Origin of the sequence: Luteococcus sp. H101 (assembly GCF_038433155.1) — a bacterium.
Taxonomy (GTDB): Bacteria; Actinomycetota; Actinomycetes; order Propionibacteriales; family Propionibacteriaceae; genus Luteococcus.
The window spans coordinates 21,788-33,332 of record NZ_JBCDMW010000016.1; the positions used below are offsets into that span (position 1 = coordinate 21,788).

Below are 11,545 nucleotides of genomic sequence, written 5' to 3' on the forward strand. Positions count from 1 at the left end.
CACAAGGGTAGGGCCGCGACGGGTCGCTCAGGCGCCGCCGGTGTTCTCCGTGCTGGTGACCGGCCGCTGGCCCAGCTCCTGGTCCAGCCGGAGCAGACCGGGGCCGTCGTCATTGATCATGGTGATCCGGCCGATGATCTCGCTGATGGTGGCTTCCTCCTCCAGCTGTTCGTTGATGAACCAGCTGAGCAGCGGGCGGGAGTCCAGGTCACCGGCGGCCTCACCCTCGCGGTAGAGGTTGCGGATGGATTCGGAGACCTTCTGCTCGTGTTCGAGCGCGGCGTTGAAGACGTCCAACGGGGTCATCGACGCGGCGGTCTTCGGGGCGGCCACGGCACCGATCTTGGGGTGGTTGTCCCGGTCCAGCAGGTGGTCGATGAACTTGTTGGCGTGCACCACCTCTTCGTCGGCCTGATGCCTCAGCCAGGCAGCCATGCCGGGCAGGTCCTGGGCATCCACCTCGATGGCCAGCTGCCGGTAGACCGTGGAGGCCGCCAGCTCCAGGGTGATCTGGTCATTGAACAGCTTCTCGAGTTCCTTGCTCATCTTCATGCCCCCAGCCAAGCATGAGACGGTCCCACCGCGCGAGACATTCTTCGCAGGGCGTACCGTACGGGCTCGTAGACTGCGGTCAGTGACGGGTGTTCTGGGTGGTTTCTTCACGATCTGGTCGGTGGTCGGCGTCGGCTGGCTGCTGGCCCACCTGCGCATCCTGGACACCAGCTCCCAACTGGTGCTGACCAAGCTGAGTTTCTTCGCGGGCAGCCCGGCGTTGATGCTGACCATGATGGCCAGCGCGGACCTGAAGCGGATCTTCGCCCAGAACCTGCTCGTCAGCGTGCTGGCCACCGTCGCGACCGGGCTGCTCTGCCTGGGCCTGCTGCGGTGGGTGCTGCGCGAACCGGACGGCCGTCGCCCCGGGGTGGGGCACACCGTGATCGCCACCTTCTGCGCCAGTTATGTCAATGCCGGCAACATGGGCCTGCCGATCGCCGCCTACGTGCTGCACGACGTGACTTGGATCGCACCGCTGCTGCTGGTGCAGGTGGCGGTCCTGCAACCGCTCGGGTTGGCCTTCCTGGACATCGATGCCGCCCGCGACGGCGGCCAGCGCAGTTCCTGGCGGCGTAATGCCATGATGCCGTTGCGCAACCCGATGACGCTGGGCGTGCTCACCGGTCTGGCCCTGAACCTGACCGGCGCCAACATCCCCAACTTCCTGGACGTTCCGCTGACCATGCTCGGCGGGCTGGCAGTGCCCACCATGCTGATCGCCTTCGGGGTCTCCCTGCGGCTGGGCCCGCTGCCGGGCAAGGGCCCGTTGTGGCACGAGACCCTGGTGTTGAGCGGTCTCAAGTTGTTCGTCCAGCCGCTGCTGGCCCTGGTGCTGGCCCGCCTGTTCGGGCTGGACCGGGTGACCACCATGGCGGTGCTGGTGCTGGCCGGGCTGCCGACGGCGCAGAACATCTTCAGTCACGCGGTGCGCTACCAGCGCCAGGTGGTGCTGGCCCGCGACGTGGTCTTCATCACCTCGATCGCGTCGATCGGCACCATCATGACGATGGCGCTGGTGCTGGGGTGAGTGCTGACGGGCTGGGAAACCGTCGTGTACTAGGTTGGCCGCATGAGCGAGGATGTGGGCCCCACCGAGACCTTTGACTTCGACGCCAGCACCCGGCAGGCCTGGAAGCTGTTCACGGAACGGCTGGCGGAGGTGGTCTCCGTGATCGACGACGGGGCCTCGCTGCGGGTGGGAACCCTGACCACCGAGACCGAGCCCGCGCCCTTCGTCAGCTTCACCTGCGGCGCCCGTCCGTCCCGCGACGAGCCGCCGATGATCCTGGCCGAGGCCGCCAGCAATGCGGTGCTGGGCGACGGCTTCCAGTTGGGTGCCGCGCAGCTGGACCAGCTGGCCGCCCTGGGCTGGCAGTCGCCCAGCGTCGAGGAGCCGCACCCCACCCCGAACTTCTGGGCCGAGCATGTGCAGGACGACTGCCACTGGCTGGCCGAGCTGGCGGTGAACACCCTGCGCGACGTGTTCGGCGTGCAGCACCCGGTCTTCCTGGCGCCGGACCAGCTGGCCGAGATCCTGGCCACCGAGCCGGCCGTCCGCGAGCGGCCCGGCGGCAGCGAAGCCCATGCGGGCCAGCCGGGGGAGGCACATGACTTCGTCGCCACGATGCCCGCCGACCACGCCCAGCTGCGCGAGTTCGTCCGCACGGAGCTGGCCCACATGTTCGGCCACGAGCCGATCAGCGACGAGGAGGGCGACTTCACCATCCGGGTGGGATCCTCGATGGTCTTCGTCCGCTGCACCTCCGACGCCCGGGAGGTCCTGCTGTTCAGCGCCCTGGTGCATGACCTGGAGGGCCGGGGGCGGGCCATCGAGGTGCTCAACGACCTCAACAGCGAGTCCCGCTTCGGCCGGTTCGCGCTCTACCGGGACCGGGTCTTCGTGTCCATGAGCCTGTTGACGCGGCCCTTCGTGCCATCCCACCTGCACGAGGGTGTGCGGATCATCACCCAGATCGCCGACGGGATCGACGACGAGCTGGCCGCCAAGCTGCGCGGCCGGGTCACCTTCACGGATGAGGAAGAGAGGTAGTCACGCATGGCTGAGGGGCATTTCGAGGTGCTGGATGCGGCCGAGTGCAGCCTGCTGCTGCGGGAGCAGGCGGTGGGTCGGGTCGCCTTCCAGGGGCCCGACGGCCTGACCGTCCTGCCGCTGTCCTATCTCCTGGCCGACGAGAAGATCGTGCTGCGCACCGCCCGGGACACCCAGCTGGCGGCGTTGCCCGAACAGACCCCGGTGGCCTTCGAGGTGGACGAGTTCGACGCCGGCTTCCGCAATGGCTGGAGTGTCCTGGTACGTGGCCAGCTGCACCGGGCCGGCGACGAGGACCTGGCGTCGCACGGCCCCATGCCGGAGCCCTTCGTCCCCGATGATCGGGAGCAGTTGCTGGTGATCACGCCGCGGGAGTACACCGGCCGCGCAGTGTCGTCCGACTGAGGTTCCTGCCCTCGCCACGGCGCGACGCGCGTGGAAGAATGGCATCAGGGCAAGCCACTGCCGCATTCGGCGCCGCTGCCGGGTGTGGCCCATCCGGAGAGGGACAGGCCATGAATGAGTCGGTGCAGATCCAGGGTCCACGAGTGCTGGTGGGGGTGGATGGCTCGGAGGACGGCCTGCGGGCCGTGCGCTATGGCGTCGGCGCGGCCGAGCGTCGTAATGCCACCCTGCATCTGGTGCACGCCGTCGATGACGCGGTGATGGCCGGGGCCTGGGGCGTGGTCTATGACCCCAGCGCGCTCCAGGAGGCGGGGGAGCACGCCAACCGGGCCGCCATCCAGGTGGCGCGCGAGGCGGGCCTGCCCACGGAGCGGATCCATGCCGAGGTGGTGCTGGGCAATGCCGCGGCCGTGCTGGCCCGGCTGAGCGAGGGCGCGGACCTGCTGGTGGTGGGCCGGCGTTCCGTGAGCGGGCTGGAGCGGATGTTCATCGGCTCCACCAGCGTCGCCCTGGCCGATGCCGCGCACTGTCCGGTGGTGGTGATCTCCGCGGCGGCCACCCCAGGTCTGACCGGCGGCATGGCCAGGATCGCGGTGGGCGTCGATGCCCACAACCACTCCCCGCAGACCCTGGAGTGGGCCATGGCCGAGGCCGAGGCCCGGGGAGTCAGCCTCACCGTGGTGCACGTCGCCCAGCAGAATGACACCGGTGCGGCCTTCGCGGAGGTCGAGCAGGCCGCGCGCGCGGGGATCGACGGCCTGCTGGCCCCGCTGCGCGGCCGGCATCCCGAGGTGCCGGTGGAGGTGGTGATCGCGGCGGGCACCCCGGTGGACGAGCTGGTGGACCTGTCGGCCACGGTGGACCTGCTGGTGCTGGGGGTCCAGAAGGCCAAGCTGCTGGGGATCCACCTGGGCGGTGTGATGCGCGCCGTCCTGGCTCATGCTGAGAGCCCGGTCGCCTTGGTCAAATGACCAGAAGAGAAAGTGACATTTGTCACATGTCACCTGAATGGGTGACGGAACATTGCCGCACGATCCCGCTTGGAGCTGTCCGGTGTCCCCTGATCGCGGGACATGAAGACGGGTGTTCCTGAATGGGAGCTGAATCGACGGTATTCGCCGTTCACCGTTAACTTGTCTTCAGTCGGCGGCCCGGAAATGATGGGGACATCGCCGGACGGATCTCGGGGGAGTAACTGTCGGGCGATGCCGATTCGGGGGAATCGGCAAGCCCTTACGGTCAGATCGGGGGATCGACCGCAGGGGGGGAACGAGTCGGGGGACTTGTTCCTGCAACGCAAATAGCGGGCCCGGAGGCAACAGTCTCCGGGCCCGGTTGCGTCCTGGGTCTAGTCTTGTCGGGTCATGACTGCGCAACCGCCTCGCCTGGAATTCGACCCGGCGCTTCCCATCGCCGAGCATGCCGACGAGATCGCCGAGCTGATCCGCGAGCACCAGGTGGTGGTGGTGGCCGGTGAGACGGGCTCCGGCAAGACCACCCAGCTGCCCAAGATCTGCCTGCGGTTGGGGCGGGGCCGCATCGCCCACACCCAGCCCCGACGGATCGCCGCCCGCACCGTCGCGGAACGGATCGCCGAGGAGTGTGACAGCCCGCTGGGCGAGCTGATCGGCTACCAGGTGCGCTTCACCCGCAAGGCGGGCAAGGACACCCGGGTCAAGGTGATGACCGACGGCGTGTTGCTGGCCGAGATCACCCATGACCGGGAGCTCAAGCGCTACGACACGATCATCATCGACGAGGCGCACGAGCGCAGTCTCAACATCGATTTCCTGTTGGGCTACCTCAAGCAGTTGCTGCCCCGGCGGCCGGACCTGAAGGTGATCATCACCTCGGCCACCATCGACACCGCCCGCTTCGCGGAGCACTTCAGTGACAGGGCCGGGAAGCCGGCGCCGGTGATCGAGGTCAGTGGGCGCACCTATCCCGTCGAGATGCGCTACCGGCCGCTGGTGGCCGACGGTGAGGACGCCGATTCCGGTGACCAGATCGACGGCATCTGCAAGGCCGTGACCGAGCTGTCCCGGGAAGGGATGGGCGACATTCTGGTCTTCCTCTCCGGTGAGCGGGAGATCCGTGACGCCGCGGAGGCCGTCAACGGCCTGAAACTGCCGGACACCGAGGTGTTGCCGCTCTATGCCCGGTTGTCGGCCGCGGAACAGCACCGGGTCTTCACCGCCCACACCGGGCGACGGGTGGTGCTGGCCACCAATGTGGCTGAGACCTCCATCACGGTGCCCGGGATCCGTTATGTGGTTGACCCGGGCACCGCCCGGATCTCCCGCTACTCGGCGCGCACCAAGGTGCAGCGGCTGCCGATCGAGCCGGTCAGCCAGGCCAGCGCCAACCAGCGCGCCGGCCGCTGCGGCCGCGTCGCGCCCGGCATCGCCATCCGGTTGTACAGCGAGGAGGACTTCGCGGCCCGGCCCCAGTTCACCGAGCCCGAGATCCTGCGCACCAACCTGGCCAGCGTGATCCTGCAGATGGCCGAGGCCGGGCTGGGGGACATTGGCTCCTTCCCCTTCGTCGAGGCGCCGGACCGGGGCCAGATCACCGACGGTCTGCGGCTGCTGGACGAGTTGGGGGCTCTCAAGCCCGGCAGTCATTCCCATCCGAAGCTCACCCGGATCGGCCACCGGCTGGCCCGGATCCCGCTGGACCCGCGGCTGGGCCGGATGTTGCTGGAGGCTGAGCGGCAGGGCTGTGTCCGGGAGATGCAGGTGCTGGTGGCCGGCCTGGCCATCCCCGACGTGCGCGAACGCCCCACCGAGAAGCGGGAACAGGCCGATCAGCTGCACCGTCGGTTCTGGACGCCGACCATGCCGGAGCAGGCCCCCGAACCTCCGTCGAGCGATCAGGGCCCCAAACGGCACACCGCGCACACCCGGGCCGCCGAGCGGGTGACCGCCAGCAGCGGCGGCGCGCCCGACCAGGGTGGCGATCTGATGGCGATGCTACGGCTGTGGGATTACCTGCGGGCGCAGCGCAAGACCCGCAGCGGCAACGCCTTTCGCCGGATGTGTCGCGACGAGTTCATCAACTTCCTGCGGGTGCGCGAATGGGAGGACCTGCACACCCAGCTGCGCGACATCTCCAAGGAGATCGGGCTGGAACGAAACCAGGCCCCGGCCCCGGATGACAAGGTGCTGACCGCCGTGCTGAGCGGTCTGCTGGGACACGTCGGCCTGGCCGACCTACGAGAACAGGACCAGCCCAAGAAGGACCGCTCTGGCAAGCGGCGACGCCCCGGACCCAGGGAATACCTGGGCGCCCGGGGTGCCCGGTTCGCGATTCAGCCCGGTTCCGCCCTGGCGAAGAATCCGCCGCCGCTGGTGATGGCCGTCGAGCTGGTGGAGACCAGCCGGTTGTGGGCCCGCACCGTCGCCGCGATCACCGCGGAGCAGGTGGAGGAGGTGGCTGGGGAGCTGCTCAAGCGCAGCTACTCCGAGCCGCACTGGTCCAGCAATTCCGGCTCCGTGGTGGCCTACGAGAAGGTGATGCTCTACGGCGTCCCGATCATCGCGGAGCGCCCGGTCAGCTATGCCCGGATCGATCCGGTGCTGGCGCGGGAGATCTTCATCCGGTCTGCTCTGGTGGAGGGTCAGTGGCGCACCAGGCACCACTTCTTCCACCACAACCGCAAGGTCCGCCAGGAGGCCGAGGAGCTGGAGGAGCGCAGCCGGCGTCGAGACATCACCGTCGACGACCAGCAGATCTACGAGTTCTACGACGAGCGGATCCCCGCCGAGGTGGTCAGCGGCAGCCACTTCGACGCGTGGCTGCGCCGCCAGCCGGACAAGCGGCTACTGGAGATGGGTATCGACGACCTGCTGGCGCCCCAGGCCGAGCAGGTGGACGCAGGCGACTTCCCCGACCACTGGGTGGTGCCCTCCAAGACCGGGGGAGAGCTGAGCTTCCCGATCGACTATGTCTTCGACCCCGGTTCCGGGCATGACGGCGTCTCGGTGGCCATTCCATTGGCCCAGCTCAACCAGGTGGCGGCCGAACCCTTCAGCTGGCAGGTGCCGGGGCTGCGCGAGGAGCTGGCCACCGAGCTGATCCGCGCCCTGCCCAAGAGCGTACGCACTAGCTTCGTGCCCGCCCCCAATCATGCCCGGGCCGCGCTGGACTGGCTGGACGAGATGGCCAAGGTCGGTGAAGGGCCGGACCACACCCGTCGCTTCTGCGACGAGCTGGGCCGGGCGCTGCGCCAGCTCACCTCGGTCACGGTGGAGCCGGGGCAGTGGAATCCCGACGCGGTGCCGGAGCACCTGCGGGTGGCCTTCCGGATCACCGAGAACGGCCGGGAAACCCGTCGCAGCAAGGACTTTGCGGACCTGCGGCAGGACCTGGCGCGCAAGGTCAGCCAGACCCTGACCCGGGCCAGCGCCAAGAAGGCCATCACCGGGGCCACCAGCTGGAGCATGGGAGCCATCGATCGCACGCTGCAGATGGAGAAGAGCGGCACCAGGGCGGTCGGTTTCCCGTCGCTCAAGGACGAGGGATCCAGCGTCGGCGTCGTGGTGCTGGACACCCGCGCCCGGGCCAGCCAGTCCCACGCCAAGGGGCTGCGCCGGCTGCTGGTGCTCACCCTGCCCGACCCCACCAAGTGGGTGGTCAGCCACCTGTCCAATGCCGACAAGCTGGCGCTGGGCGGCTCGCCCTACCCGAGCGTGCCCGCGCTGCTGGCCGACGCCCGGCTGAAGACCGCCGAACAGCTGGCCCGGCGCTGGGCCGCCGAGCAGGGCACCAGCCTGGACGAGGTGCGCGACGCTGGGAGTTATGACCGACTTGCCCTGTTCGTGCGGCAGGAACAAGCCGATGCGATGCGAGCGGTGGTCGCGACGGCCGCCGAGGCGTTGCGCAATACCGCCGAGGCCCGGCTGGCGATTGGTTCCTTCCCGGCCGGCGATGTCCGCGAGGACGTCACCGCCCAGCTGGAGAACCTGGTCTTCCCGAACTTCATCAGCGCCACCCCGGACCCGTGGTACGGCCACCTGCCGCGATATGTCAAGGGGATCACGCTGCGCCTGACGGGGGCCGCGGCCAGCCCGTCGCGGGACCGGCAGGGCGCCCAGCTGGTGGACGAGTTGGAGTACGAATACGCCGAGCTGTGCCGCGCCCAGCCGCCCGGCCCGCTGCCCGCCGCGGTGGAGGAGGTCGCTTTCCTGATCGAGGAATTGCGGGTGCAGCAGTTTGCCCAGCAGTTGCGCACCGCGGTCAGCGTCTCCCCCAAGCGGATCCGCAAGGCCATGACCGAGGCGCGCGGATGACCCCGCTCAGCTCTCGGGTGGGCTGATCCGCGCGGGGGAGCCCGCGACCCGAATCAGGTCCCGGGCCAGCGGTTCGGGGGTGCGGCCCAGCCAGATGGCGCGCAGTTGCCGGGTGAGCAGGTCCGGTTCGGCCAGTTCCACCTCCACCACCCGTCGGATCTGGAGCGCGGCGCGCACCGCCAGCTCGCTCAACACCGCCGGGCCGGCGCCGGCGGCGCAGGCGCCGAGCACCGCGGTGTTGCTGCTCAGCACCAGGGTCGGGGTGGCGACGTCCAGGCTGGCCAGGGCTGCTTCCAGGGTCTCCCGGGTGCCGGATCCCAGCTCGCGGACCACCAGGGAGGTGCAGGCCAGCTCGTCCAGGGTGAGCGGCCGTCGGCGTCGGGCCCACGGGTGGTGTGGGTCCACCACCACCCGCAGCCGGTCGGTGTGCACGGTCCGGCTGGTGATCCCCGACGGCAGGTCCGGGGTCTCGATGAAACCCACCGGCACCTGCCGGGTCAGCACCAGTGAGGTCACGGTGCTGGAATTGGTCACCCGCATGTGCCATCCCGCCGCCGGATCCACCTGGTGCAGCCGGGCCAGCCAGGCGGGGGCCAGGTACTCCGCGATGGTCTGGCTGGCGGCGAACTCCATCTGGCTGCCGTGCCGGCTGGTCAGCTCGGCCACCCCGTCGGTGAAGTGATGGGCCTGCTGCAACAGTGGCTCGGCCAGCTCCGCCACCTGACGGCCGACGGCCGACAGGGTGGAGCCGCGGTGGGTGCGGACCAGCAGGGTGGCGCCCAGCCGTCGTTCCAGCCGGGCGATCGAGCGGCTGGCATTGGGCTGGGCGATCCCCAGCTCCCGGGCGGCCGCAGTCAGGCTGCCCGTGCGCGCGGTGGTCACCAGGAGTTCCAGGGTGCCCAGCTCCGGCCAATCGGTCATGCGTACATGATATGACCCCATGTCAGCTTCGGTCTTCTGCATAGGCCCTTGTGCCGGAAGGATTGAGGACGTGAAATCAGTGCGTCCGCTTCTGCCCGGTCTTCTCTTCTGCGCCGCGGGCGCCGCCATTGCGGTGGTGGTGAACCGGGCGGTGCCCACCCTCAGCGCGCTGCTGGTGGCGATCCTGCTGGGCGTGCTCTACACCAACATCTTCCCGATCGGCCGGACGCTGGCGCCCGGAGTGGCCTGCTCTGCCAAGCGGGTGCTGCGGATCGGCATCGTGCTGCTCGGCCTGCAACTGGTCCTCGGCGACATCGCCAGGCTGGGGGCGGGCATGGTTCTGGTGATCATCGCCGTCGTGGCCGGTGGCATCCTGGGCAGCCTGGCGATCGGCCGAGCGTTGGGGATCGGCCGGAACCAGCGGCTGTTGATCGCGTCGGGTTTCTCCATCTGTGGCGCCGCTGCGGTGGCCGGCGTGAACTCCGTCGTCGACGCCGAGGAGGACGACGTGGCCACGGCCATCGCCCTGGTGGTGCTCTACGGCACCCTGATGATTCCGATCGTTCCGGTGCTCGCCAAGGTCTTCGGGCTGGGGGAGCTGGCCTCCGGGCTGTGGGCGGGTGGCTCCATCCATGAGGTGGCCCAGGTGGTGGCCGCGGGCGCTGCGCTCGGCCCGGCGGCGCTGAAGGTGGCCGTCGTGGTCAAGCTGGCCCGGGTGCTGATGTTGGCGCCCGTGGCCGTGGCCGTCGGTTGGTGGGTGCGGCGCGCCCAGCCGGTCAGCTCCGACGGCAAGCGTCCGCCGATCGTCCCGCTCTTCGTGGCCGGATTCGTGGCCATGGTGGTGCTGGCCTCACTGCATGTCGTGCCCGCCGAGTGGCTTCCCCTGATCAAGACGGTGCAGACCGCGCTGCTGGCCGCCGCGATGTTCGCGCTGGGGCTGGGTGTCAAGGTGCGCAACCTGATCCACGTCGGGCCCAAGCCCTTCCTGCTGGGGCTGCTCAGCACCCTGCTGGTGGGCGGGATCGCCCTGGCCGGTGTGACTCTGGTCAGCTGAGGCACACGCGGTTGAAAGGTGGAAAACTGGGCTGGTGCCTCAGACCACCGAAGAACTTGTCAGCCTGCTGGACCTGGAGGAGATCGAGCTGGGTCTCTACCGCGGGCACCAGCCCCGGACCCGGTTGCAGCGCACCTATGGCGGGCAGGTGCTCGCCCAGTCGCTGATGGCGGCCTACCGCACCGTCGGGGATGACCGGCTGTGCCATTCGCTGCACGCCTACTTCCTGCGCGGTGGCAAGACCGACCAGCCGATCATCTACGACGTGCAGACGCTGCGCGACGGGGGCAGTTTCAGCTCGCGTCGCATCCTGGCCCGGCAGGGCGGGGAGAGCATCTTCGCGATGAATGCCAACTTCCACGTCGACGAGCCCGGGCTGGACCACTCCGACCCGATGCCGCGCGGAGTGCCCGCGCCGGAGCAGTGCCCGTCGTTGATGCAGCTGATGCAGCAGCGGCTGGGTGTCTCGGCCAAGCACTTCGCGGAGTGGGACGCGCTGGACGTGCGCTTCGCCGGGGACTCCGGCGATTCCGGGATGATCACACCGGGTGCGCACCAGGCGCACATGCGGGTCTGGGTGCGCACCGCCAGCGCGCTGCCCGACGACCAGCGGCTGCACCAGGCTGTGCTGGCCTACCTCAGCGACATCACCCTGCTCAGTGTCGCCACCGTGCCGCACCAGGTGGCCTTCCTCTCCCCGCAGATGCAGGTGGCCTCGATTGATCACGCCATGTGGTTCCATCGCACTGTCCGCGCCGACGAGTGGCTCCTCTATGACCAGGTCTCCCCGTCGGCCAGCAAGGCGCTGGGCTTCTCCACCGGCCGCCTGGTCCAGGGCAATTCGCTGGTGGCCTCCTGCAGCCAGGAGGGCATGATCCGGGTCCTCCACGAGTGAGCCTTCGGCTGGCCGCCTTCGACTTCGATGGCACCCTGACCGAGATCATGGCCTTCCATCGACGGGTGGAGCAGGGGAGCGCGGATCCGCTCGCGATGCACCGGGAACGCTTCGGTGCCCTGATCGGCCGTTTCGGGTCCTCGGTGTCGGTTCTGGAGGTGGTGGACCGCTACCGGGAGGCGCTGCTGTCCCACACCCTGCCGCTGCCCGGCGCCGCGGAACTGCTGACCGGGCTGGCTGCCCGCGGGGTGCGACTGGCGACCCTCGGACAGCTCCTCCAAGAATTGTCAGACCCGGCTGCTTGACTCACTGCCAAGGCTCCAGCCACGGCGCCCGCCCTTCGACAGGCTCACGAACCGCCTGTCGAGGGGTCA

Annotated in this window: 10 protein-coding genes; 8 read left to right on the forward strand and 2 right to left on the reverse strand. The window is 69.2% G+C overall.

Annotated features, from left to right (window positions below; translation table 11 throughout):
• Window positions 1-27 precede the first annotated feature (27 nt).
• Window positions 28-552: a ferritin gene (locus tag AAEX60_RS06090; RefSeq protein ID WP_342101920.1), complete on the reverse strand. Its 525-nt coding sequence runs from the start codon at window positions 550-552 to the stop codon at window positions 28-30.
• An 82-nt stretch (window positions 553-634) separates the two neighbouring features.
• Here AAEX60_RS06090 and AAEX60_RS06095 point away from each other — a divergent pair, with 82 nt between their 5' ends.
• The 5 genes from AAEX60_RS06095 to hrpA all read left to right on the forward strand — a co-directional run bounded on the left by AAEX60_RS06095 (window position 635) and on the right by hrpA (window position 8,301).
• On the forward strand, window positions 635-1,582 hold the full coding sequence (locus tag AAEX60_RS06095; protein WP_342101922.1) for an AEC family transporter: 948 nt from the start codon (window positions 635-637) through the stop codon (window positions 1,580-1,582).
• A gap of 42 nt (window positions 1,583-1,624) precedes the next feature.
• Window positions 1,625-2,605, forward strand: coding sequence for a T3SS (YopN, CesT) and YbjN peptide-binding chaperone 1 (locus tag AAEX60_RS06100; protein ID WP_342101923.1), 981 nt, complete (start codon window positions 1,625-1,627; stop codon window positions 2,603-2,605).
• A 6-nt stretch (window positions 2,606-2,611) separates the two neighbouring features.
• Window positions 2,612-3,010, forward strand: coding sequence for a pyridoxamine 5'-phosphate oxidase family protein (locus AAEX60_RS06105; protein ID WP_342101924.1), 399 nt, complete (start codon window positions 2,612-2,614; stop codon window positions 3,008-3,010).
• 110 nt (window positions 3,011-3,120) lie between these two features.
• Entirely contained in the window at window positions 3,121-3,981 is an 861-nt protein-coding gene (locus AAEX60_RS06110) for a universal stress protein (RefSeq protein ID WP_342101925.1), read from the forward strand.
• A 393-nt stretch (window positions 3,982-4,374) separates the two neighbouring features.
• The gene (hrpA, locus tag AAEX60_RS06115; protein WP_342101927.1) at window positions 4,375-8,301 is read left to right on the forward strand and encodes an ATP-dependent RNA helicase HrpA; all 3,927 of its coding nucleotides are present in this window, start codon (window positions 4,375-4,377) and stop codon (window positions 8,299-8,301) included.
• Window positions 8,302-8,307: 6 nt separating this feature from the next.
• On the opposite strand, the gene AAEX60_RS06120 is transcribed toward hrpA, so the two are convergent.
• Window positions 8,308-9,222 (reverse strand): LysR family transcriptional regulator, encoded by a 915-nt coding sequence (locus AAEX60_RS06120; protein ID WP_342101928.1) that lies wholly within the window; start codon window positions 9,220-9,222, stop codon window positions 8,308-8,310.
• Between the two features lie 70 nt (window positions 9,223-9,292).
• On the opposite strand from AAEX60_RS06120, the gene AAEX60_RS06125 reads away from it, so the two are divergent.
• The 3 genes from AAEX60_RS06125 to AAEX60_RS06135 are packed head-to-tail and all read left to right on the forward strand — an operon-like array spanning window position 9,293 to window position 11,476.
• Window positions 9,293-10,276, forward strand: coding sequence for a YeiH family protein (locus AAEX60_RS06125; RefSeq protein ID WP_342101929.1), 984 nt, complete (start codon window positions 9,293-9,295; stop codon window positions 10,274-10,276).
• 34 nt (window positions 10,277-10,310) lie between these two features.
• Window positions 10,311-11,171 carry an acyl-CoA thioesterase gene (locus tag AAEX60_RS06130; protein WP_342101932.1) on the forward strand — a complete coding sequence of 287 codons (861 nt, stop codon included), beginning with the start codon at window positions 10,311-10,313 and terminating at the stop codon, window positions 11,169-11,171.
• A complete protein-coding gene (locus tag AAEX60_RS06135; RefSeq protein ID WP_342101934.1) occupies window positions 11,168-11,476 on the forward strand; it encodes a hypothetical protein in 309 nt (102 codons plus the stop codon). The genes AAEX60_RS06130 and AAEX60_RS06135 overlap by 4 nt, the downstream gene beginning before the upstream one ends.
• The last annotated feature ends 69 nt before the right edge of the window (window positions 11,477-11,545 follow it).

Bases quoted from the DNA above. Each gene is read 5' to 3' on its own strand.
- AAEX60_RS06090 (WP_342101920.1), bottom strand. From the start codon at position 552: ATGAAGATGAGCAAGGAACTCGAGAAGCTGTTCAATGACCAGATCACC.
- AAEX60_RS06100 (WP_342101923.1), top strand. From the start codon at position 1,625: ATGAGCGAGGATGTGGGCCCCACCGAGACCTTTGACTTCGACGCCAGC.
- AAEX60_RS06105 (WP_342101924.1), top strand. From the start codon at position 2,612: ATGGCTGAGGGGCATTTCGAGGTGCTGGATGCGGCCGAGTGCAGCCTG.
- AAEX60_RS06110 (WP_342101925.1), top strand. From the start codon at position 3,121: ATGAATGAGTCGGTGCAGATCCAGGGTCCACGAGTGCTGGTGGGGGTG.
- hrpA (WP_342101927.1), top strand. From the start codon at position 4,375: ATGACTGCGCAACCGCCTCGCCTGGAATTCGACCCGGCGCTTCCCATC.
- AAEX60_RS06120 (WP_342101928.1), bottom strand. From the start codon at position 9,222: ATGACCGATTGGCCGGAGCTGGGCACCCTGGAACTCCTGGTGACCACC.